Origin of the sequence: Blastopirellula sediminis, assembly GCF_020966755.1 — a bacterium.
Taxonomy (GTDB): Bacteria; Planctomycetota; Planctomycetia; order Pirellulales; family Pirellulaceae; genus Blastopirellula; species Blastopirellula sediminis.
Window position 1 is genome coordinate 560,048 of sequence record NZ_JAJKFT010000002.1, and the last position, 22,880, is coordinate 582,927.

The 22,880-nt window shown below is 60.3% G+C and carries 13 protein-coding genes; 4 read left to right on the top strand and 9 right to left on the bottom strand.

Going from position 1 to position 22,880, the window contains the following annotated elements; translation table 11 throughout:
• Nucleotides 1-20 precede the first annotated feature (20 nt).
• The 4 genes from LOC68_RS02730 to LOC68_RS02745 all read right to left on the bottom strand — a co-directional run bounded on the left by LOC68_RS02730 (nucleotide 21) and on the right by LOC68_RS02745 (nucleotide 10,622).
• Nucleotides 21-3,395, bottom strand: a complete 3,375-nt coding sequence (locus LOC68_RS02730) for an efflux RND transporter permease subunit (RefSeq protein WP_230215407.1) — start codon at nucleotides 3,393-3,395, stop codon at nucleotides 21-23.
• Nucleotides 3,396-3,446: 51 nt separating this feature from the next.
• On the bottom strand, nucleotides 3,447-4,607 hold the full coding sequence (locus LOC68_RS02735) for an efflux RND transporter periplasmic adaptor subunit (protein WP_230215409.1): 1,161 nt from the start codon (nucleotides 4,605-4,607) through the stop codon (nucleotides 3,447-3,449).
• Nucleotides 4,608-4,674: 67 nt separating this feature from the next.
• The gene (locus tag LOC68_RS02740) at nucleotides 4,675-5,262 is read right to left on the bottom strand and encodes a TetR/AcrR family transcriptional regulator (protein ID WP_230215411.1); all 588 of its coding nucleotides are present in this window, start codon (nucleotides 5,260-5,262) and stop codon (nucleotides 4,675-4,677) included.
• A 380-nt stretch (nucleotides 5,263-5,642) separates the two neighbouring features.
• The gene (locus LOC68_RS02745; RefSeq protein WP_230215413.1) at nucleotides 5,643-10,622 is read right to left on the bottom strand and encodes a PVC-type heme-binding CxxCH protein; all 4,980 of its coding nucleotides are present in this window, start codon (nucleotides 10,620-10,622) and stop codon (nucleotides 5,643-5,645) included.
• Nucleotides 10,623-10,917: 295 nt separating this feature from the next.
• On the opposite strand from LOC68_RS02745, the gene LOC68_RS02750 reads away from it, so the two are divergent.
• On the top strand, nucleotides 10,918-12,414 hold the full coding sequence (locus LOC68_RS02750; protein ID WP_230215415.1) for a DNA-3-methyladenine glycosylase 2: 1,497 nt from the start codon (nucleotides 10,918-10,920) through the stop codon (nucleotides 12,412-12,414).
• A complete protein-coding gene (locus LOC68_RS02755; protein WP_255671047.1) occupies nucleotides 12,398-12,916 on the top strand; it encodes a methylated-DNA--[protein]-cysteine S-methyltransferase in 519 nt (172 codons plus the stop codon). Before LOC68_RS02750 ends, LOC68_RS02755 begins: the two co-directional genes overlap by 17 nt.
• Before the next feature lies 1 nt (nucleotide 12,917).
• On the opposite strand, the gene LOC68_RS02760 is transcribed toward LOC68_RS02755, so the two are convergent.
• Both LOC68_RS02760 and LOC68_RS02765 read right to left on the bottom strand, forming a co-directional pair.
• A complete protein-coding gene (locus tag LOC68_RS02760; protein ID WP_230215417.1) occupies nucleotides 12,918-13,868 on the bottom strand; it encodes a hypothetical protein in 951 nt (316 codons plus the stop codon).
• Between the two features lie 47 nt (nucleotides 13,869-13,915).
• Entirely contained in the window at nucleotides 13,916-15,082 is a 1,167-nt protein-coding gene (locus tag LOC68_RS02765; RefSeq protein ID WP_230215419.1) for a XylR family transcriptional regulator, read from the bottom strand.
• A 233-nt stretch (nucleotides 15,083-15,315) separates the two neighbouring features.
• On the opposite strand from LOC68_RS02765, the gene LOC68_RS02770 reads away from it, so the two are divergent.
• Together LOC68_RS02770 and LOC68_RS02775 are read left to right on the top strand one after the other, a co-directional pair.
• Nucleotides 15,316-16,455 carry a sialidase family protein gene (locus LOC68_RS02770; protein ID WP_230215427.1) on the top strand — a complete coding sequence of 380 codons (1,140 nt, stop codon included), beginning with the start codon at nucleotides 15,316-15,318 and terminating at the stop codon, nucleotides 16,453-16,455.
• Between the two features lie 48 nt (nucleotides 16,456-16,503).
• Nucleotides 16,504-17,448: a dihydrodipicolinate synthase family protein gene (locus tag LOC68_RS02775; protein WP_230215429.1), complete on the top strand. Its 945-nt coding sequence runs from the start codon at nucleotides 16,504-16,506 to the stop codon at nucleotides 17,446-17,448.
• A 9-nt stretch (nucleotides 17,449-17,457) separates the two neighbouring features.
• On the opposite strand, the gene LOC68_RS02780 is transcribed toward LOC68_RS02775, so the two are convergent.
• The 3 genes from LOC68_RS02780 to LOC68_RS02790 form a co-directional block, all read right to left on the bottom strand.
• Nucleotides 17,458-18,921, bottom strand: a complete 1,464-nt coding sequence (locus tag LOC68_RS02780) for a DUF1501 domain-containing protein (RefSeq protein WP_230215437.1) — start codon at nucleotides 18,919-18,921, stop codon at nucleotides 17,458-17,460.
• Nucleotides 18,922-18,936: 15 nt separating this feature from the next.
• On the bottom strand, nucleotides 18,937-21,390 hold the full coding sequence (locus LOC68_RS02785) for a DUF1549 domain-containing protein (RefSeq protein ID WP_230215439.1): 2,454 nt from the start codon (nucleotides 21,388-21,390) through the stop codon (nucleotides 18,937-18,939).
• A gap of 95 nt (nucleotides 21,391-21,485) precedes the next feature.
• Nucleotides 21,486-22,877: a hypothetical protein gene (locus tag LOC68_RS02790; protein WP_230215447.1), complete on the bottom strand. Its 1,392-nt coding sequence runs from the start codon at nucleotides 22,875-22,877 to the stop codon at nucleotides 21,486-21,488.
• Between the last annotated feature and the right edge of the window lie 3 nt (nucleotides 22,878-22,880).

The window sequence follows — 22,880 nt, forward strand, 5'->3', positions numbered from 1 at the left end:
CGTGCGCCTGCTCAGAATTCTTAAATCGCGACCGCTTCGTCTTCCTTCTTCGGCGGACTCAGGTCGAACAGCACGCTCAAGAGGATCGGCACCAGGACCATGGTGAAGATCGTCGAGACGACCAGCCCACCGACCACCACGGCGCCAAGGCCGCGATAAAGTTCGCTGCCGGAACCCGGCATCAGCACCAGCGGCAACATGCCGCCGACCGACGTGAGCGTACTCATCAAGATCGGGCGAACGCGGCTTTCGACGCTTTTGGCGATCGCTTCCCGCGGCGTGTAATGCGACGTGTCTTCCCCTTCTTCCGAACGTCCATTCAGAATGTTGATCGTTTGGTAAACGATCAGAATCGCGTTGTTCACCACGACCCCAGCCAAGATCACGAAGCCGAGAATCGTCAGCACGTCCATGTTCTGAATCGGCATGTAGCGGTCGACGACGCTCCAGTGATGGACCAGCGCCAAGCCGGCGAAACCGCCGAGCAAAGCGAGCGGCACGCTCACCATGATCACCAGCGGATAGCTCCAGCTTTGGAACAGCACCACCATCAACAGGTAAACGATCAAAAGCGCGAGGAACAAAGAACTGCTGAGCGTACCGATCAGCGTGCCGTCTCCCATCAGCGCGGTCCGAATCTGCGCCAGCTGCCCGGCCGAACCGGCCATGTTCACCGCGACGTTCTGCGGAATCGCGCCTGACTCACGCATCCCAGCGACGATTTGATCAACTTGCTCGATCGCCGCTTGTAGCGGCACGCCGGTCGGCGGCGTGAACTGCAGCGTCACGGCGCGTTGACGGTCGGAGTGTTTGATCTGGTCGGCCGCTTCAACCCGTTCAACCTTCGCCAAACTTTGCAGGTCGACCACGCGACCCTCTGGCGTCGCAATCGGCGAGTTGTGCAGCGCGTAGATCGGGTCGCCCAGCAGTGCGTCCTGCGTGACGATCTTCAAGTCTTTCAATTCGCCCCCGACGTCAAACGCACGGACCAGCATGATGCCGTCCCCGTTGGCGGCGACCGCCAGGCCGAGATCGCTCTGTTCCATTCCGACGTCTTGCAGACGTTCGGTGTTCGGCGTCACCCGCAATTCCGGCGTTGGGAGCGAAAAGTTCGCTGGCTCCGGCGTGACCGACATCGGACCATACTGCTGCGCAAGCGCACCGAACAGCGCGCCGGCCGAATTCGCCACTTTGTCCAAGTCGTCCCCGACCAGGTCAATCTTGATCGCCGAACCGGTCGTCCCGCCGACGCGGAAGAGCGGCATTTGAAAGGCGAAGTTGATCACGTCCGGCGCGTTCGCCCCGGCGGCCGCGGCGTTCATCAGCGGCAACGCGTCGACGACCCGTTTCTTATCTTTCGAGATCCCTGCCTGGAAGACGCGACCATCCCACGCCACCAGGAAGTAATGATCGAGCGGCGGCGGAGTCACCATTTCCCCAGTTCCGTACAGGGGATGAGCGACGCGGTTATCTTCGCCGTTCCATTCGCTGCCGCGAACAACCGCTTCAGCGCCGAACTTGTCGCCGGCCGCTTCCCACGCCGGTTTGATCACTTCTTCCATCCGCTCGCCCAGTTCCGACAACTGATCGACGTTGTAGCCGGGCGGGGGAATCAACAAACCGAATACGATGTTGCGATTGCCGACCGGCAAGTAGTCGAGCGGCGGAATCAACAGCCACGTGCCGACGACCGTCACCACCGCAAACACGCCGATCACCGCGAGCCGCGAGAACCAACTGCCGGTCAATCCATAGACGATCCCACCGACAATCGCCGGCAGATCAGTCGCCATCTGGAGGAAAGCGACGAAGCCGTTTTTCTTTTTCGCTTTGTCGTTCGCTTCGGCAACCGCGGGCGATTGCTCTTTCGCTGGACGCTTGGCCGAGAGCCATTGTCCCGCCGCAGCTGGAATCACCGTAATCGAGACAATATAGCTGACGCCGACCGCCGCCATGATGGCGATCGCGATGTCGCGGAAAAGTTGCCCCGCTTGCTCTTCAATCAGCAGGATCGGGAAGAAGACCACGATCGTCGTCAGGGTCGACGCCAACACGGCGGTCGCCACTTCCTGCGTTCCTTCCATCGCCGCTTGCTTCGGCGGTTTCCCCATTTCCAGGTGGCGGAAGATGTTTTCGATCACCACAATCGCATTGTCGACCACCATCCCGACGGCGAACGCCATCCCGGCGAGCGAGATGATATTCATCGTTCGGCCGAGCATCACCATCACCACCACCGCGACGACGGTCGAGATCGGAATCGCAATCGCGATCACGCCGATCGTGCGGAGCGAACGCAAGAACAACAGCAGCGTCATCACCGCCAACAAACCGCCGACGATGATGTTGCTTTGCACCAGATCGATCGCGTCGACGACGTAGGTCGAAGCGTCATAAGTCGGCACCAATTCAAACGTGCCGTTCACGCCCAGCTCTTTCGCTTCTTGTTCAAGCACGCCGCCAGGGGCGTTGAGCCGGGCGACTTCATCATTGATGGCGCCCATCGTTTCGAGCAAGTTGCCGCCGCTTTCGAGCATGAAGTTGAAGAACGGCATCCGCTGACCGCGGGCCCGAACCCACTCGGTCATTTCCTTGTGCGTTTCAACCACTTCGGCGACGTCGCGCAGGTAGATCGGACCGCTCGCTTCGCGGCGAATCACCAGGCTTTCTACCCAACCCGGATCACGGAAACGACCGACCATACGCACGCGGATATCGCTCTTTCCATCCGGCAGTTTGCCGCCGGAGTAGTTGCCGTTGTTCATCTCCAGCGCGTGGACGAGTTCGCTGTAGGTAATGCCGCGCTGGGCGAGGGCCGTTGGATTGACGCGAACCTGAACTTCCATCTCACGGGCGCCGCGAATGCCGACCTGAGACACCCCTTTGATCCGTTCAAACCGCGGACGAAGGCGACGCTCCATAAAGTCGTACAGCGTCGTCGCGTCGAAATTGGGATCGGTCGAAGCGAGCCCAATCCACGAGATGTAGTCGACCGACTCCGGATCGAAGTCCTCGATCTGCGGTTGGTCGACGCCAGCGGGATAGCCAGGAACTTCCGACAGCTTTTGATCGACTTCCGACATCGCTTCGTCGATGTTGGTGCCGGTTTGAAACTCGAGCCGGATCTGTCCGCTCCCCGGCTGGCTGGTGCTGGTCATCGAGACGAGCCCCGCCAGATCGCCGAGCCGCTTTTCCTGCTCTTCGATGACGTCGCTTTCGATCTCTTGCGCTGAAGCGTTTTCCCAAAACGTGCTGACCGAAATGACGACCGACTGGACCTCCGGCGTCATCTGAATCGGCACGCGAGAGAAGGCGATCAAGCCGGCCATGACCGACAGGATGACGCCGACCGCCACGGTAATCGGTTGTTTGACCGACATCTGAATTAAGTTCATCGGGATCCAGCCTAGAAGTGTAGGAAGAAGTTCGTCACATTCGCCGCAACGTTACAGCGGCTGGCGACCCGTTTTCATTTCGGCCTGTAGGGCGGGCCCTTTCACTTCGGTCACGGCGATCGGCGTGTTCGGGAAGAGTCGCTCGTTCCCTTCGATGATTACCATATCGCCAGGCATCAGCCCGATCGCTTCGACTACGACCCAATTGCCGGTCTCAAACTTCACCTGAATCGGCTGGCGAACGGCGGTGGCGCCTTTTTCTCCTTCGACCGCTTTGTAGACGTAGGTCGATCCGCCGGAGCGAACGACCGCATCCTTGGGAACGGTCAAGTCGTTCTGAGCCGGGCCGATCGGCAACCAGGCGTCAACCGACATACCAGGCGAAAGCTCTCCCTCGGCGTCGTCGAGCATGACGACAAATTGGAACGTCCGCGTGCGGGGATGAACTTCATTGACCCGCTTGGCCGAGGTAGCGTTATATTGCTTGTCGCTGCCGACAATTTTCACCGCCGGTTTCTCGGCGTATTGGCTCAGGACGCCGGCGTAGCGTTCCGGGATTTCGAGCCACGCTTCGATCTCGCCGGTCGAAACGAGCGTGACGAACGGTTCGCCTGCTTTGATCCATTCGCCGGGCTGCGCTAGACGCTCGATCACCTGGGCGTTGTAAGGAGCGCGAACCGTCGTATCGTCGAGTCGCACATGCATCAGTTCGAGCTGTCGTTCGATTTCGGCGATGCGGCGCGAATCGGTCGCCAGGCGAGCTTCGGCGACGGCGACTTCGGTTTCGTTGTGTTCATGTTCCTGCTGCGAAATCGCATTGTGACCGACCAGGCTGTGCGAACGCTGCAGGTCGAGCTTCGTTTGCCGCAATTCCGCTTCGCGCTGCGAAACGAGGGCCTGCGCCGTTTGCAGCATCGCCTGAAGTTCGCCTTGTTGGGCTTCGAGTCGCCGTGAGTCGACGATCGCGATGACGTCCCCTTTTTCGACCGCGGCGCCTTCGCGAACGGTCACCTCCAGCACGCGGCCATCTTCCAGCGCCGCGACGCTGCCGCGAGCGACCGCCCGGAGACTGCCGGTGAAGCGGTGATGCGGCTGAACTTGTCGCAGCTCAACTGGAACGGCACGAACCGACACCGGCGGCATTTGCGCCTGGGCCGCTGGGGCGATTCCTATCGCCAACAGGGCCAAAAGGGGGAGCGTAGAACGTTTCATACGGGTATCTCCAGGTAATCCAGTAGACCAGTCGTCTCTGTTTGGATGCAGAGGGAAATGGAAGGTTTCAGGTTCGCTTGGGAATTAGCACTTCGAACACGAAATGGAGGAATTCGTCGATCGGTTTGACGTCGTTGTTGACCTGGGCGCGGATCAAAACGCCCTCGAACGCCGAAATCATGAAGTCGGACAGCTTTTCGGCGTCCTGGTTCGGATCGATTTCGCCCGCTTCTTGTCCTTCACGCACACATTGCGCAATGATCGATCGCCATTGATCCCAACCGCAGCGAACCGCCGCACGCATCGGCGGACTGAGGGCGCCGATTTCCAGGGCTAGCTTGGGAATCAAGCATTCTCGGCGAAAACCGACGGAAGTGAGATGTTCGCGGGCCCAAAGATAGTAGCCGCGCAAGCGCTCGACCGGCGAGAGCGAACGATCGGACAAGCGTTGACGAAGCATCTGCACCGCCGCATCCGAAGAGTTCTCGACGACCGCGATCCCCAGCTCTTCCTTCGACTTAAAGAAGTGATAGAAGGAGCCTTTCGGCACGCCGGCCTCTTTGAGAATCTCGTTCAAACCGCAGCCGTTGTAGCTTTTGGCGACCATCGCCAAACTCGCGGCTTCGATAATCTTTTGCTTGGTGTCTGAAGACATTGCGTCTCTCTTCTTCCGGACAGGGTGGCGGCTACATAGTAGACCAGTCGTCTCGGAAGGGCAATCCGTATTTCCCGTAGAGTCGCCTAGGGGAGAATATGCCACCAATTGGCCCCTATAGTGCCAGCCATCAGGGCATCGGCGTCACAGGGGAGATCAAATCGGAGCCCATGAATGCATCAGAGACCAGCAGAAGGGTTGGGGCCGTCTAGACGCACCGCGAACCTGCCTATGCAGCCGGCTACCATTGCGTGGCAACGCAGTGACGCCGACCGATACGTTGCGTTACCACGCAGGAAAACAATCGTCCACCGCGGCAGGTTCCTGGTGCGTCCAAACGCACCCTACAGGAAGACTGCCGCAGTCCGTCCTCTTGCGACCTACTTCTTCGGCAACGGCGACTTCAAAAACTCGAGCAGGTTCGCCATGTCGGTGACGTTGATCTCTTTTTCCATTCCTTCCGGCATCAGCGACTTTTCGCTCGTTTGGAAGAGATCGATCTCGCTCCGCGGCGTCTCTTGCAGTTTGCCGTCGGCCAGTTGCAGGACGATCGACTCGCCAGACTGGCTAGCGACGATGCCGATGTACGATTGCCCGCTGAGGGTCAGAATCTGGCTCGCCGCGTACTTCGGCTCGACTTTGCCGCTCGGGTTGAGGATGTCGTACAGGATCGCCTCCCGCGGACGATTCAGCGAGTCGGCCAGATCCGGCCCAACGCTGCGGCCTGACTCTTCGGTCGCAACATGGCACTTCGCACAGTTCTTTAAAAAGACTTCGCGACCAGCGACAGCGCTGCCGATAGTGCGAGGAGCTTCTTCGTAGGCGGCGAGAACCGCGTCACGATCGGTCGAAGCCGCTTTGCCGAAAACTTCGGCGGCCGCCTTACGGATCGCTTCGTTGCGATGTTCATGCAGCGCTCGCTGGTGATCCAAGCTGACCGCCGACGCCGAGACCTTGCCCCCTTTGATCGCGGCGAAGAGGCTTTCGACGCCGAGCTGGCTTTTCAGCAAGTGAGCCAAGACCGCTTCGTGCGACTGCGGTTCCATCTCGGTCCACGCGGTCAGCAAGACTTGGGCTCGCTTGTCGTTGAGCCCGCCGCCGAGGGCGTCGATCGCCGCCAACTGCACCTGGGGAGGAAAGCGGGGATGGAGCAAGTCGGCGAAGAAGTCGTCTCCAACCGACGAGAACCGAGCGAGCAGCAAGATCGCTTCGCGGCGATCGGCCAGCGGCTCAGCATCGCCGAGGGCGACCTCTTCGAGACGTTCGGTCAACTTTTCGGCTTGCGGGCCGCTCTGTTTCAAGAGCGTTTCAAACTTCGGATTGCTGTTGATCCCTTCCGCCAAACCGGCCAACAACACGAGTTGCTGATGGGGCGCCGGGCTACCAAGCGCGAGCTTCACGAGCGACGCCGTTTCAGCTTCGTCCTTACGAGCGCCGACGACTTTCGCCAAACGTTTTTGAATCGCATCGGCCGCGGCCGGATCGGCCAGTTTCGCCAACACTTCTCCGCTACAGGTTTCGGTCGCGGTCATGATCGCATCGGCAAAGTTGACGTCCGCGCCATCGCTGGCGACCAACTTCGCGAGCACTTCGACGCGACGCGGATCGGCGGTCGTTCCCATCGCCAAGGCCAAACGGTAACGGACAAACGGGTCCTTGTCGTCGGCCAGGGAAAGGGCAGCGGTCAGCAGTTCCGGCTTGTCGCTCCACGCTTGGCTCGCCAGATCGACGGCCGAGGCCCGGACGTGCGGATTCGCGTCGGTGAGCGCCGCTTTGATCGTCGCATCTTTCAATTGGCCAATCCCGGCCAAGGTCCAGATCGCATGCAACCGTGCGAGCGGAGATTTGCTTGCCGCGAACAGCTTTTCGATTGCCGGCGCGGCGGCGGTCACTTGTCCTTCGACCAGCGTTTGCTGCGCCAGTCGACGGCGCCAACCGTTGCTGTCGCCGAGCATCGCGACCCACTCGTCGGTCGTTTTCGGCATGACGTACTTGTTCACCGACTTCTTGTTGTCGGCGGTAATGCGCCAGATGCGGCCGCGGTCTTCCCCGGCCCGCCAATCGAGACGAGCGGCGATTTCCGGCGGCAGGAACTTCGGATGTTCGACCCACAAGCGATACATGTCGGCGAGGTAAAGGTTGCCGTCAGGACCGTTCGCCAGGCTCGCCGGTCGGAACCAGGTATCGGTCGCCGCCAGGAAGTCAGCGTCTTCACGCGCACGCTTCGACGTGAGTCGAGCGCCGTCGCGAGTCACAATGGCTCGCGTCACCAGGTGACCAATCGGCTCGCAGGCGAAGACGCTGTCTTCCATCGCCGGGCCCAGGGCGTCGCCGACATAGGCGGTCGTTCCGCAAGCGGAAGTGTGGGTGCCGGCATGCGAGAGCCAGTTGCTTTTCATCGCAACCAGCGGAAAGACCTTCGAGTCGCCGCCAGAGGGAGCGACGTCGTACTGCGCCGCGTAGATCGGCGAAAAGCGATTGCGGCGGAGCTCTTCCATCGTCATCGGCGCGGCGATGATCGGATTGCGATTGGTGACGAACAGACGATCGCCCCACTGGGTAATCGTGTTGCCAAACTGCCCGGTCCCGGCGGCCGGACCAAACTCGCGAGTGATCGGATGAAACCAAAATTCGGTCCGCGGCATATCGAACGGCGGCGCGTCGCTACCACCCTTCGTGATCTTGCCGACGCCGTAATTCAAGTAAATCTTGTTATCGAGACCCCAGCGCGGATTGCCGACTTGCATTTGAGCATGCGCCGGGACGAATCCGTCGAAGACGACTTCGCGCGATTCGGCGACGCCGTCGTCGTTCTCATCCTTGAGCAGCAACACCTGCGTTTGCGCGCAAGCCAACACGCCGCCGGCGTACGGCATCAGGCTATGACAAAAGGTGAGCTTGTCGGCGAAGACCGAACGCTTGTCGAGCTTGCCGTCCCCATTGGTATCTTCCAGCAGCACGATCCGCGAAAGGGGAGCGTCCTTTTCATCGGGAGGACCGATCGGATAGTCGCTATACTCGGCGACGAACATCCGGCCGCGGGCGTCGAACGCGATCGCCACCGGATCCATCACCAGCGGCTCCGACGCGACCAGTTCAATCTTGTAGCCCGGTTCGATTTTGAAAGCGGCGAGTTCCTCTTCCGGCGATCTCGGCGCCGGCGTCTTTTCGTCGACCCAGTGACGGCCACCCTTCGTCTTGTCTTCTTCGCTTAGCTGCGGCGTGGCAGCGACTTCGGCGCCTTTGCCAGATCCATCGGCGGAAAGAATGGCGATTTCGGCGTCGGTCAAAGCGCGATCGAAGACCGAGATCTCATCCAAGCGACCTTCCCAATTCGATTGGTTGTCGCTGCGACCGCCGAAGAAGGTGTGATCAAACGAGCCGACCTTCGAAGCGTCGGCAGTGATTTCCAACTTCCCGTCCAGGTAAACCTTGGCGGTGTCGCCAGACTTCACGAGCGTTACGTTGTGCCAGGTCCAGCGCTCGACCGGAGTCTTGCCGAAGACCTGCGCTTCGTCTTGGTCGCCGAGCTGCAGCACCACGCGTCCTACATTGTCACCTTTGCCGGCCAGCCCGAGCTGAATCCCTTCCGGCGTTACGCTGTCGACGTAATCGCGAGAAAACATCCAACCCGCGATCGGGCGAGCGGCGAGATCGAGCCCGTTCCAGCACCAGATGTTGACGGTGTAATCACCCTTCAGCTCGGGAGTGCGAGTGATGATGCGGCCGCCGGCGAAGTGCGCGGCGCGATTGATCTGCTTGGCGGTCGAGAAGGCGGGGCCATCGGCGCCGGTCAGATAGAAGACGACGCCATCTTCGTAGGTCGCGTCGCGATAGCTGGCCGACGCGTCGCTGACGGTCGGACCTTCCATTTCGTCAAGCGGATAGTAACGAACCGGCTTCAAGTTGGCGATCGCTTTGGCCATCACGCTGTCAGGCGGAGTCGCCTCACGACGCGGTTTGCCGGTCACTTTTTCCAGTAGTTTTAGATCGGCCGAGACGATCTTCGGTTCGGCGGTCACTTCCAAACCGGCCGAGCGAGCCGCCCAGGTGTTGTACCCACCCAGGACATGCTGTTCCGGCGGCGGAATATAACCGTCGCCCCCGTTGGCCAGTTCAATCACAAAGGTCTTCTCAAACGGACTGCGAGCCTTCAGCTTCAAACCGGTCAGGGCGTACGTTTCGTTCGGCGTCGTCGCGATCGCGATATCGCCGATCCGGAGCGCCTGCAGCACGATTTCGGTCGATTGCCGCTCGTGCAGGATCGGCTGTTCACGCGCGTAAACTTCGGCCGGCGTTTTCGGCGAGGTGCGTTCCCCCATTTCGGCCAAGATGCCTTTGGCCCAAGTGAGTCGTTCGTTGCTCGGTACGCGATAGTTGAGTCGCATGCGCGTTTCGGCCATCGCGATCGTCGCGTCGCTATCGTACTTCATCGCGGCGAGCGCTCGTTCGGTACGATCGACCATCCCTTCGACGAAGCCGTCGTAGGTTTGATTGGTGCCGGCGCGATAATCGACGCGCCAGATGTCGCCGCTGCAACCGTGCGACATTACCGCGACGAACGGCGGCTTGTCGTCGCCTTTCTGGTCATAATGCGCTTCGAGCGCTCGGCAGTAATCGCCAAAGTAGTCAGCCGCTCCGCCGCCCCCGAAATAGTGCATCGAGAAGTTCGCCAGCATCGCGATCGGGCGACCTTCCGGCGACTGGAACGAAATCACCGCCAGCGACGGATCTTCCGGCCCCGATTCGCCGGTGACCTTTTCCATGCCGCTTTTGGCGGCGTGCATCTGGGCTCGCATCGACTTGTTGCCGAAGGGGTCGGTTCCCATTTGATCAGGAGCGAAGATCCACCGACGCAGGGCGGTGAACTCATTCGCATCGGCGGTCGCGTATCCCACTTTCGCCGGCGCCAGGTTGCGCTGGGCGGTGACGATCGCTTCGGCCAACTTGATTCGCAAATAGGGAGTATACGTTTCGTCAGGTTCGGTTCCGAGCGCACCCATCGACGACGGCGCCGAGTGCGTATGCGTCGCCGACATCAAGATCCGATCGGTCGGAATCTTCGTTTGCTCTGAGGCCAATTGTTTGGCGCTGTCGATCAGATCTTTCGGCAGCATGCAGCTGTCGGTCACGACGATCGCCAATTGCGAAGCGCCGTCGCTGACCACAATCGCCCGGGCAAAGATGTTGGTCGGTTCGCCGGTACGGCTGTAGAAGCTGCCGTTGATCAGCACCGGAAATTGCTGCGGCGTGACGTCGATCGCGGCGGCGCCGACTTGCAACTGGGCAAACGCGGCTGAAGTGAAACAAAGCGAAACTGCGACGGCGATTGCCAACGTAAAATTACGCAGCGGCTGCATCAGATCGTCTCCAGATGGAAGGGCCTCAGGCGGGGCGTTCGAGGCGTCGATTTTCAGGTGGGAGTAGGGCTCTCGGAATTTTATATAGTTCCCAGATTGAGCTCATGATATCTCGTTCCATCGAAAATTGCCAATAGTTCCTTTTCCCGCTCCCTTTTTTTCTTTCCTCCCCCCCGAAATCGCAAGGTCCCTGGGCGAAAGAGTACGCCCCAGAAATCTTGGTAGGGAAGCAGTTTCTAACCATCATGTCCGAAAACCGCGAGACGCTCTTCCGCCCCTTTTCTATATTGAACGCATGGAACTGAACCCCGAAGCCTGTTACCGTGCGGTGCTCGCTCGCGATGAGCGACATGACGGCCGATTTTTCACCTGCGTGAAGACGACGCGGATCTATTGCCGCCCCGTTTGTCCGGCCCGTCCGCCAAAGCGCGAGAACTGCCAGTTCGTTCCCTCCGCAGCAGCCGCCCAAGAAGCGGGGTTTCGTCCCTGTCTACGCTGTCGACCAGAAAAGGCGCCGGAGCTTTGGACCACCGGGGGCACGAAAGCAGTCGCCCGCGCGCTGCGCTGGATCGACGACGGCGTACTCGATACGGAGAACGTCGCCGCCTTGGCCGAGCGACTGCAGATCAGCGAGCGACAACTTCGCCGACTCTTTCAACAGGAGCTCGGAGCCTCGCCGATTGCGGTGGCGCAAACGCGAAGGATCTTGCTCGCGCTACAACTGCTCCAACAAACCGATCTGTCGATGATCGACGTGGCGCTGGCCAGCGGCTTTCAAAGCGTCCGGCGTTTCAACGAAGCGTTCCAAGCGATGTACGATCGCCCACCGCGAGAACTGCGCCGATTGCATCCCGAATCGACGGCGCCCAGCACGCAGCTTTCGCTGCTGTTGCCATACCGCAAGCCGTATGATTGGCTGAGCATGCTCGAATTCTTCGGGCAGCGGGCGATTGCAGGGGTCGAGCATGTCGCCAACGGCGTCTACGCGCGCACGATTGAACTCGACGGAGCGTCCGGCACGTTGCAGGTTACCGACCTGCCGGAGGAATCGGCCTTACGTGCCACGATATCGTTCCCGCGCCTGAAAAGTTTGCCGCAGATCATCGCGCGGGTTCGCCGGATGTTCGATCTGAGCGCCGACATCGGCGCGATCTCGCAGGTCCTGGCGCAAGATCCAACGCTCGCGCCGCTGGTCGCAGCTCGGCCGGGGCTTCGTATTCCGGGCGCTTGGGATGGCTTTGAAATTGCCGTTCGCGCGATTCTAGGGCAGCAGATCACCGTCCGAGCGGCTCGCACCATGGCGAGCCGGCTTGTTTCGCAGTACGGCGCAAGGTTCGAAGCGGATTCGCTTCCTGAGTTGACGCACCGCTTTCCAACGTCTGACGCGCTTCGCCAAATTGACATCGAAAAGTTGGGAATGCCCAAAGGGCGCGCGACGGCGATTCTTCACCTGGCGGAACAAGCGGCCAACAATCCAAGGCTCTTTGAGACCATCGGGGAACGGACCGACGCGATTGACCAGTTGTGCGAGTTTCCGGGGATTGGTCCCTGGACCGCCCAGTACATCGCGATGCGGGTGCTGCGCGAAAGCGACGCGTTCCTTGCCGCCGACGTCGGTCTGCAGCGGGCGATGGCGAAAAACGGCGTTCGTCCGACCGCCAAGCAGTTGCTCGCTCACGCCGAAACATGGCGCCCCTGGCGATCCTACGCGGTCATGCATCTGTGGACCGGCGAGTCCGCGACAACACAATCCCCGAGCGGAAAGGAAGTCCCCCATGCAATTGCTTCTTAGTCGATTGGATTCTCCTGTTGGCGAAATGCTCATCGTCACCGACGCGGAGGGAACGCTGCGAGCGCTCGACTTTCATGATTACGAGCCGCGGATGCGCACATTGCTTGCGCGGCACTACGAAACGTACCAATTGACGACCGGGGACACGCCTGACGCGATCGCCGCGGCGCTGACGAACTACTTTGCCGGCGACCTCAACGCCGTCAACCATTTGCCGACGCAAACCGGCGGCACCGAGTTTCAGCGCACCATTTGGAAGGCGCTGCGCACGATTCCAGGCGGCGTGACTCGCAGCTATGGCGACCTTGCCAAGCAGATCAAGAAGCCGAGCGCCTCGCGAGCTGTTGGCTTGGCCAATGGCGCCAATCCGATTGCGATCGTCGTCCCCTGTCATCGCGTGATCGGCGCCAGCGGAGCGTTGACCGGATATGGCGGCGGCTTACCTCGCAAGCGCTGGCTCTTGGACCACGAACGAAAGCATGCCGGGCTGTTTGCCGCGTGAATCAGGACATGAGATAGAGGAACGAATCATCCGCCTGTTTCCGCTTGTCGTCGTTTTCGATCCAGCGACGAAGCACGCCGTAGCCATAGAGCGTTTTGATGCGATGGGTGAGCCGCGCTTCGTCTCGCTTCAGCATCCCTTGCCAATAGGCGGTGCGTCGCGGATCTTCGGTCGCTTTTTCGACAGCGCCAAGTTCGCTCGAAACGTCAGGTAAGCTGCGCCAGAGCTCAATGTGATTGTGATGTGCAGGAAGCGCCTGCTGGGCCAACTTCTTGTAGCCGAACCGATTCAGCTCCGCGATCGCGGCCGCATGATTGACGATATGCCAGAGACCGCCGAAGCCTTGCTTCTTTATCGGCGCCGTGGCGATCATTTCGTCGATCGTTACGCTGACCATTTCCTGAATCGAGCCATACGGCGCGAATTTTACGTCGTCCGGCACTTTTACCTGGTCGCCGATCAGCCAACCTTTTTCCTTTCCAAAGTAACCGCGTCCCGCATTCGCCTTTTGAAAACCTTCCGTCAGCTTGCGAATGCCGACGATCGTTTGCGGCGTGGCGAAGTCGGGGTGATCCTGCAGCGCGCGGATGCCGATCGACGCGAAGATGACGTTGTGGCCTGACTGCCGCAATTGGCCGACGTTCTTCGCCAGGGCGTCAGCGATGGAGTCAATTCCCTCCGGCGTCGCTTCTTCCTGTTCGAGCGGCGCGAAGAGATCGGCCGGTTCAATACCAGCTTGCTTGACGTTCCACCAGATCGACTCTTCGCCGGCGATCACGCGATCGAGTTCCCCTTCGATTCCCTGGTAGACCTCGTCCGGCAGATCGGCATGGTCTTCGCCATAGAAATATCCGGCGACGACCGCGGCGCCTAAGTGCCCGGCCATGGTTCCCCCCCGGTGAGCCCGAGCAAGCGCGGCAACGCCCGACTGCAGGTAGCGAAAGTCAATCATGATGTACCTCCCAACAATCGCTGCGAACTAATCCTAGTTTTAACGCATCAGTTGGTCGCTTGGGAACGAAATTCCTTTGGCGTCATCCCGAAATGCTGCCGAAAGACGCGGCAGAGTTGCTGCGAGGTTTCAAAGCCAGTTTCCTTCGCGATATTGACGATTTTCTCACTGGTTTGCAGCAGCATTTTTTGCGCTCGCAACAGTCGAATTCGGCGGAGCTCTTCCATCGGTGGGCGAACGTAATGTTCGCGAAACGCTTTCTCGAGCCCGCTGCGGCTCATGGCGACCTCGCGGACAACATCGATCATGTTGATCGGCAGATGAGCCTGCTCCTGCATATAGCGGAGCGCCGCCGCGACTTGCGGATGAGGAACCGCCATGCTGTCGGTGCTGCGGCGCTCGACCACGCGGCTCGGAGCGACATAGATCGTCTTTGCCGGCGGCGGTTCTCCAGCCATCAAGCGGGCCAAGAGCGACGCCCCTTCGTAGCCGACTTGCTCCAGGTTGTTATCAATGCTCGACAGCGGCGTTTGCAAACAGTCGCAAATCGTCTCGGTATTGTCGACTCCCAGGATCGAGATTTCGTCCGGGATCAATGCGCCGATCGCCATCGCCGCTTCAATAATCTCGACCGCTTCGATATCGCGGGGAGCGAACACCGCCAGAGGTTTCGGAAGTTTCGCCAGGTGCTGCACGAGCCAACGATGGCGCTGCTCGCGCGTATCGGCGCGTCGCCCCATCTCCTTTTGCCACGAGAGGACCTCACAGCCGAGATTGTGCTGCGCCAGCTCCGCCGCGAAGGAATCGCCGCGGCGATGACTCACCCCCAACTCCCAGCGATGAATGAACGCGAAGTTGCGGAAGCCCCGATCCAGGAAATGCTGAGCTCCCATTTTCCCAATCGCGACGTTGTCCATGGTGACGCGGGGCAGGGGAATGTCAGGGCGGCTTTCGGCCAGATCGACCATCGGGACCGAGAAGTTCTTCAGCGAGCGCCACACTTGCTGCTGGGCGCCAAGTAGCGTTATGACGCCGTCTCCCTGCCAATCGCGCGGGACCAGGTCGTCAAAGTCAAAGGTCACATGCCACTGGTGATCGCGGGCAAACCGCGCGACGCCCCGATGAATCTCGGAGTAGTACCAGCCGAGCGCCAGCAAGACATGCGCCCCTTTGCCGAGAGGGCGCTTACGGTCGACTTCGGCTTCGGTAGACATCGGCGTGCGGCGGAAACGGGAAAATGGGCCGATTCCATCGTAACCGCCCGAGTAGCGAAAACGCCAACCTTTTTCCGCAACATGCGCATGTTCACTAAGAAAAGATGCATTACCATTAGAGTGGCCCTTTTGGGGCGCAAGCCAAACTAAAGAGTTCCTCGAGCCTCATCTTTGACCCCTATCACTGTCCCCACCCGCCAACTTTCCTGCCGCTACAAGAGCGAGATCGCCCCATGAAACGAATGTTGCAAACCGCACTGCTGGCCCTGTTGGTCGTGACGAGCGGCGCTCTCCTGACCGCCGGCGAACTTCACGAAACGGTCGTCTTCAAGTCAGGGATGAACGGTTACAACACCTACCGCATTCCGTCGGTCATCACCGCGAAGGACGGAACGCTCCTCGCGTTTATTGAAGCCCGCAAGAACAACATGTCCGACACCGGCGACATCGATCTGGTGCTCCGCCGCTCGAAAGATAACGGCGCCACCTGGAGCGACGCCGAAGTGATTTGGGATGACGAAGGAAACGTCTGCGGCAATCCTTGCCCGGTGGTCGATCAATCGACCGGCAAGATCTGGCTGCTGCTCACCTGGAATTCGGGGAAGACGCCGGAAGGGAAGATTCAGCCCGGTTTCGGCGCCGATTCGCGCCGCGTCTTCGTCGCTTCGTCGGAAGACAACGGACAGACCTGGACCGCCCCCCAGGAAATCACCGCCGACGTCAAAGACAAAGAATGGACCTGGTATGCGACCGGTCCCGGCAGCGGCATTCAAATCGAACATGGCCCGCACGCGGGACGTTTGGTCATTCCGTGCGATCACAAATGGCTGACCGGCGGCAAGCTGAAGTTTGGTTCGCACGTCATCTACTCCGACGACCATGGTAAAACGTGGCAATTGGGGGGCTCGGCGCCGGACTACCAGGTCAACGAATGCGAAGTGGTCGAGCTCAAAGATGGCAAGCTGCTGCTCAATATGCGGAACTACGACCGCAAGCAAACAGCCCGCCAGGTCTGCGTCAGCGCTGACGGCGGAAAGACCTGGACCGATCAAAAGTTTGACCCCACGCTGGTCGAGCCGATTTGCCAAGGGAGCGTCCATCGCTATCGTTGGCCCGCAGGAGACAAGCCGGGGATCGTGCTCTTCTCGAACCCGGCCAGCGCGAAAGATCGCACAGCGATGACCGTTCGCGCCAGCTACGACGACTGCCAAACCTGGCCGGTCGAGCGCCGCTTGTTTGACGGGAGCAGCGCCTATTCGTCGCTGACCGTTCTTCCCAACGGCCAGATCGGTTGTCTCTACGAGCGGAACGGATACAAAGAAGTCGTCTTCGCTCGTTTCGATCTTGATTGGCTGCGGTCAGCTGACAAGTAAAGAGCCAGCGTCCCGTTTCCCATCCTTTCCCTTCCTGGGTCAAAACTCGTGATTCAGCCGCATTATGGTCGATTGCGCGGACTTGTCGCCGCGGCGTTTACTCCGTTTCATGCTGATGGCGGCATCGACATTGCCCGCGTGGCGCCGATGGTCGACTATTTGGTCGAACAGCAGATTCGCGGGCTCTACGTCCTGGGAAGCACCGGGGAAGGAATCTCGCTGACCAGCGACGAGCGCAAACAGGTCGCCGAAGCGTTCGTCGCCGCCACTCGCGGTCGAATTCCGGTGATCGTTCAGGTTGGGTGCGAAAGCCTGGCCGCAGCCCGCGATCTCGCTAGCCATGCGCAGCAAGTCGGCGCCGACGCCGTTTCGGCGGTCAGTCCGGTTTACTTCAAGCCGGACACGGTCGAGTCGCTGGTCGACTCGATGGCGCACATCGCCGCCGGCGCGCCTGACTTGCCGTTTTACTACTACCACATTCCGGCGGCGACCGGTTTGACCCACTCGCCGCTGGCCTTTCTCGAACTCGCCAAAGTCCGCATCCCCAATCTCCGCGGCATCAAGTTCACTTCCCCGGCCGTGTTCGACTACCAGGCCTGCGTCGAATCGGCCGGCGACGACTACGAAGTGATGTGGGGTCTCGACGAGATGTTGCTCTCCGGATTGACCGCCGGCGGAACCGCCGCGGTAGGGAGCACCTACAACTTCGCCCCGGCCGTCTATCACCACATTCTGCAGGCGGTAGAGCAGGGGAACCTGGAAGAGGCCAAGCTGTGGCAATCGCGCTCGCAACAAGTGGTCCGCGCGTTCGTTCCCTTCGGACCGCGAGCGGCGCAAAAAGCGATCATGGCGATGATCGGACAAGACTGCGGTCCCAGCCGCTTGCCGATTCGTTCGCTGACGCCGGAAGCGTACACGCAACTGCGATCCCAGCTGGAAGAAATTGGCTTCTTTCAGTGGTCGCAATTGGCGACCAGTTCCGCGAACGCGTAAGCAAGTCGCTTACGCGAAGAGTTCCTTCACCGGCTTCCCTTTGCCGTCCTGCGTGACGTAGAAGGGGCGTTCTTCGATCGTGAAGCCGGTGCGGGGACTGATCCCCATCGCGGTCATGATCGTCGCGTGCAAATCCATCACGCTGACCGGGTTCTTCGTCGCAACCAACGGGCGTTCGTCGGCCGTTTCGCCATAGACGAAGCCCTTCTTCATGCCGCCGCCGAACATCACCACGCTCGTCCCGCCGGTGAAATGGCGATGCAGACCGTAGTGCTTCATCTCGGTCACTTTGTCGACCTTGAAGGTCGCCTGATCGTTGGCGTTGGAGCCTGGCTTCCCTTCGACGATCGCGTCGCGGCTGAATTCCGACGCGACGATCACTAGCGTCCGATCAAGCAGCCCGCGTTCTTCCAGGTCGAGCACCAGCTGCGCGATCGGGCGATCGATCTCGGAGTGCATCCGGGCGACCGTTTCGTGTCCATTGGCGTGCGTGTCAAAGTGGAGGAACGGCACGTACTCAGTCGTGACTTCGACGAACCGGGCGCCTGCTTCGACCAGACGACGCGCGAGCAAGCAGCCGCGACCAAAGCGGCTGGTGTCGTACTTCGCCAACGACGCCTTCGGCTCGAGCGAAAGATCGAACGCGGCGCGGTCTTTCGAGCTGAGCAACCGATAAGCGTTGTCGAGCGAGCGGAGCATCGACTCTTGCTGGTAGTCGCTCATGTAGTCGCGCTGCGGCGTTTGGTCGACCAGCTTGCGGAACAGTTTGTTGCGGTCGGCGAAGCGATCGGCGTTCATTCCTTGGGGAGGACGAACGGCCGCGGCCGCTTCTTCCGGGAATGGCAAATTCATCGGACCAAATTCGCTGCCGAAGAAGCCGGCCGTAGTGAACGCCTTCAGCTCTTCCTTCTCGCCAACTCCTTCCAGACGCTGCCCGATATTAACGAACGGCGGCATCACCGGGTTGTTCGGGCCGAGGACCTTCGCCATCCAGGCGCCAATATGGGGACACGCGACCGTCTGGGGCGGGACGTAACCGGTGTGCCAATGGTATTGATGACGCGAATGCAAAATGCTGCCAAGGTCGGGCTGCACCGCCGAGCGAATCAGCGTCGCGCGGTCCATCACTTGGGCGACGTTTTCGAGCCCTTCGCAAATCTGCAGCCCGTCGACGCTGGTATCGATCGCCGGAAACGTGCTGAGCATGCTGTCGACCGACATGCCGGTCTCAAACGGCAGGTATTTCTTCGGATCGAACGTTTCGGGCGCCGCCATGCCGCCGGCGAGCCACAACAAGATGCACGCGTCGGCGGTCGCCTTCGGCTGCTCGACCGGACCTTCTTCCGCAGCGGAGACCAACTGCGGCGCGCCGGTCATCCACGCGGCGGCGCTGGCGGCCGATAGCTTTCGCAGGAAGTCGCGGCGGATCGCCACACGATCTTGACGCATCGATTCGTCGGTATGCTCAGCCATGATTTTCGCTCGTCACTAACGGATGATCATGAATTCGGGAAGCATCAGCACCGTCCAGAGCATATCCTGCACGCTCTGCTGGTCCGGCTTGTCGCCGATCGCCTCGGCCAAAATCGTTTGCTCGTTGTCGGTCGCATGTCGCGACAAGAGCGACATATAAACGTGATCGACCAGTTCGCGGGAACTGGCCCAGTTTTGCGTTAGCAGTTGCTGCGCTCCCCGGGCAAGCGCGGCGTCCAGTTCCGGTCCATTGGCCAAACTGATCGCTTCCAACGTCGTCAACTCGTCCGGGCGGGAAGAGACGACCTGGTCGCGGTTCGGTCGACCCAGCGCTCGCATCAGGAAGTCTCCCTTCATCAGCGCGGCTCGCACCATCGGGGTTTCTCCCGTCAGCGACAGCTTCGTGGCGCTTTCGACGCTGGCGGTCCAAACGTCGAGCGCCGGGACAATGGTCGCCGACTGCGCAGACTTCGCCCATTCGGCGAGCGGCTGCCGAGTAATTATTTCTTTCTTCGGCGCGGCGGTCCAATTCCACGACTCGTCGGAAGCGATCGTGACGATCTCTTTGCCGGCGAGATCGATCTTCGCCTGGAAATAAAGTCCCGCGGGATTCGGGCCGCTGCCGGCATTCTTGGCGATCACCACCACCTCGTTCGGCCCCTTTTTCAAATGGGGAGTCAGCGAGACAGATTGCAGGTCGGTCCACGTCGTGCTGGAGGCGACTTCCTTGCGATTCACGAACAGCTGGAACTCATTGTCGCAGGTGATCGCGGCGATCGCCGACTGCGGCTGGGCGCCCAGATCGAACGTGCGGACCAGCGCGATCGTTTCATCCGAGGGAGGAATCTTGCCGCCGGCGGCGGAGTCTCCCCAGATCCACTTCGCGACCAGCTTGACCTCGGCCGATTCCGCCGAGTCGGTCTGAAGGCGATTCACCTTGGCGTCCATCACGCGCGGCGCGGCGCCGGAGAGTCGCCAGACGGCGTCGACGAATTGCTCGGCCGTCATCCGCTTCGCTTGCGGACCGCGATAGTCGTATTCGCCATCCTTCGAGTCATCCGAGATCACCTCGGTCTGCGATTGATACGCCTGGCTGTTGGCGATCAGACGCATCAGCTGCTTCAAGTCGTAGTTCTCGTCGGCCAGGTAAACCGCCAGGTAATCGAGCAGGTCCTCGTTCCAAGGACGCGACTGCATCGCATCGAGCGGATGGACGACGCCGCGGCCCATAAACCGTTGCCAGACGCGATTGGCGATCGTGCGGGTAAAGCGGCCGTTCTCGGGCGCGGTCATCAACGCGGCCAATTGCTTCAGCCGTTCCGGTTGCGACGCTTCCGGGTCGATATTGCCCAGTTCCGGAAAGAGCCAGGCCGCTTTGGCGATTTCGCCGGTCGGCTTGTCGCAGCGATGCAGTTCGATCGGCTGGTCGGCGTAAACGGCGGCCAGTCCATAGGCGTCGGCCAGTTTCCAGTGATCAATAAAGCTGTTGTGGCACGAAGCGCACTTCATATTGATGCCAAGGAGCGACTGCGACACGTTTTGCGAAAACTGAATCGCCACCGTTTGGCCGGCGCTCACTTCGCCGCGCCACTTGATGCCGTCGATGAATCCGCGGCTACCGGCGGTTGGCGGAGCGATCAGCTCGCGCGTCAAATGATCGTACGGCTTGTTCTGGCGCAGCGCGTCGTAAAGCCACGTGGTGATCTGACTGCGACCGCCGGTGATAAAACCGGTGCCGTCGTAATCATTCCGGAGCAAGTCGTTCCAGAAGCTGAGCCAATGGTCGGCGTAGTCGATATCGCGGGCCAACAACGCATCGATCGCCTTCGCCCGTTTGTTCGGAGAGGGATCGGCGAGAAACGCTTCGAGCTCTTCAATCGTCGGCGGCAGACCAACAATGTCGAGCGAAACGCGGCGAAGGAATTGTTCGTCCGAAATTGGTTCCGGACGCGCAACCATCTTTTCTGTTAAGTACGCGTCAATGATCCGGTCGATCGGGTTCTCGCGGCCGTCAACTGCGGCCGGCAGTTCAGGACGCCGCGGCAGGAGCGGGGGCTCGTAGAACTTGTCGCCAAACGAGAATCCAGCTTCCCACGGCATATCGGCTTTGACCCAGCTTTGCAGCAGCGCGACTTCTTCCGCCGAGACGCGGGCCCGATCCTTCGGCGGCATCTGCATGTCGGGATCATCCGAAGCAATCAGCTCCAGAAAGTAGGAGCCGTCGACGTCTCCGGGGATCGCCATCTCGTCATCCAGGAACGACTCGCGATCGTTGATCGAGAATCCCCCTTCCGCTTTTCCGGCCGAGTGGCAGGCGGTGCAATGCTTTCGCAAGATCGGCACGATCTGATGCGAGAAGTCAATTTTCGCCGGGGGCTCGGCGGCTTGAAGATCTTGGTCGCTGAACGTCGATACGCCGCAAAATGCCAGGGCGCAGAACAGGACCGTCGAAGCGCGAAGAATTCTCATAGGGCGGGCAGTTGCTAGGTGGGAACAGCATCGATCTGTTCACTCTAGTACACCCCAACATCGTGCACAATCACTTATTGGCTAAATGTTTGCGTCTAACGCGCGAGCTCGGCAGTTTGGGTAACCTTCGCTGCAAACATTTTCAAAAGATCTGTCGATTCTTGTCTCGTAAACTGGAATTGATCCTGTTTTAGCGACAAATAAATCTGATCGGCAGTCGTCGTAACGCTGAACGCCGCGGCCGTCCGCGGCCGAACCGGCGGTAGCCCGATCAAAGAGTCGTAAACCAGATTTCCGGCAACCAGACCTCCGTTGGCCATCGGCAGTTTCGTGGCGAAGCGACGCCACGAGTTGCCCAAGTTCGTCAGCACCGCGGTAGCGAAACAGAAGCGACCGTTGACGATCCAGGGATGAGCGCCGACCGACTGGATTCCAGCGAGTCCTCCGATAAAGTAGCGCGACAAGCGATCGCCACGAATGGCGCTCGTTTCCCAGGCCAAGGACTTGCGCAACTCTTCCGGCTTCTGACAGAAATCGCCGCGACGCGTTAGAAAGGCAAAGCCAACGTCGTTGGTTGTGGGCATCGCATTATCTCCCTTGCCGCGAAGATTCTGCGGCATCAGCACCCGCAACTGTCGGCGTTTGACGGGATAACCTTGCGACTCGATCTGTTCATGCAGCGTCAGGAACAGGTCACGCAGCAGCAAGTCGTTGAGCGTCACCTTGGAGTCGGTCGAGAAGCGCCGCAGGGCAACGGTCGTCTCGTTGGACAGCGCGACCGTCACCGGACCGCTTTGCTTCCGTTCCGCTCCCGCTTCCAGCACCGGCAATCCGCTGGTCAGCGGCAAAGGGCGATCGGCAAAGAAGCGAAACGCCGATGCAATGCCGCTCGCCACGTCGCACAGTCCCTGCCAGACGCTGGGATTCTCGAGGGCCGAGTTACAACGATTCAGCAAACGTTCCGGCTCCAGCTTGCGCGGCGTCGCCGGCTTGGCGCCCGGCGTTGCGTTGTTGTATCCGGTGAGGAAGTCTTCGATGAAGGCGAAAATGCCGACGCCATCGGCGCACGCGTGATGAAAGTGAAACATCACGGTCGAGCGTTCGCTGCCGCTTCGGACGTAAATGCGCAGACCAACGTCTTTGGTCAGATCGATCAGCTCGTCATAGCCGGTGACGTACGGCTCGCCATATTCGCCCCAATCGACGTCGGGCTTGCGATCGGACAATCGCCAGACCAGGCCCCGCTTTTTGTCCTGCTCGATGACGCTGCGGAAGATCGGGGCGCGATCGAGGGCGAACTGGAGACCTTCTTCAAACGGACCTCGTTCGACCGTTCCCTGAAAACGGGCTTCGCCGTCGCAGAACATCGGATACTGCGTACGCCCATCGGCGAACATGAACTTCTCTACCGGCGAAAGCGGCAGAGGAAAGATCTTGTTCAGCGTAGCGTCGTAGTCCGATTTAGGAACGTCTGCGACCTGCGACATCGG

Excerpts from the sequence above, each read along its gene's own strand:
- LOC68_RS02730 (WP_230215407.1), bottom strand. The coding sequence starts at position 3,395 with ATGAACTTAATTCAGATGTCGGTCAAACAACCGATTACCGTGGCGGTC.
- LOC68_RS02735 (WP_230215409.1), bottom strand. The coding sequence starts at position 4,607 with ATGAAACGTTCTACGCTCCCCCTTTTGGCCCTGTTGGCGATAGGAATC.
- LOC68_RS02740 (WP_230215411.1), bottom strand. The coding sequence starts at position 5,262 with ATGTCTTCAGACACCAAGCAAAAGATTATCGAAGCCGCGAGTTTGGCG.
- LOC68_RS02745 (WP_230215413.1), bottom strand. The coding sequence starts at position 10,622 with ATGCAGCCGCTGCGTAATTTTACGTTGGCAATCGCCGTCGCAGTTTCG.
- LOC68_RS02750 (WP_230215415.1), top strand. The coding sequence starts at position 10,918 with ATGGAACTGAACCCCGAAGCCTGTTACCGTGCGGTGCTCGCTCGCGAT.
- LOC68_RS02755 (WP_255671047.1), top strand. The coding sequence starts at position 12,398 with ATGCAATTGCTTCTTAGTCGATTGGATTCTCCTGTTGGCGAAATGCTC.
- LOC68_RS02760 (WP_230215417.1), bottom strand. The coding sequence starts at position 13,868 with ATGATTGACTTTCGCTACCTGCAGTCGGGCGTTGCCGCGCTTGCTCGG.
- LOC68_RS02765 (WP_230215419.1), bottom strand. The coding sequence starts at position 15,082 with ATGTCTACCGAAGCCGAAGTCGACCGTAAGCGCCCTCTCGGCAAAGGG.
- LOC68_RS02770 (WP_230215427.1), top strand. The coding sequence starts at position 15,316 with ATGAAACGAATGTTGCAAACCGCACTGCTGGCCCTGTTGGTCGTGACG.
- LOC68_RS02780 (WP_230215437.1), bottom strand. The coding sequence starts at position 18,921 with ATGGCTGAGCATACCGACGAATCGATGCGTCAAGATCGTGTGGCGATC.
- LOC68_RS02785 (WP_230215439.1), bottom strand. The coding sequence starts at position 21,390 with ATGAGAATTCTTCGCGCTTCGACGGTCCTGTTCTGCGCCCTGGCATTT.
- LOC68_RS02790 (WP_230215447.1), bottom strand. The coding sequence starts at position 22,877 with ATGTCGCAGGTCGCAGACGTTCCTAAATCGGACTACGACGCTACGCTG.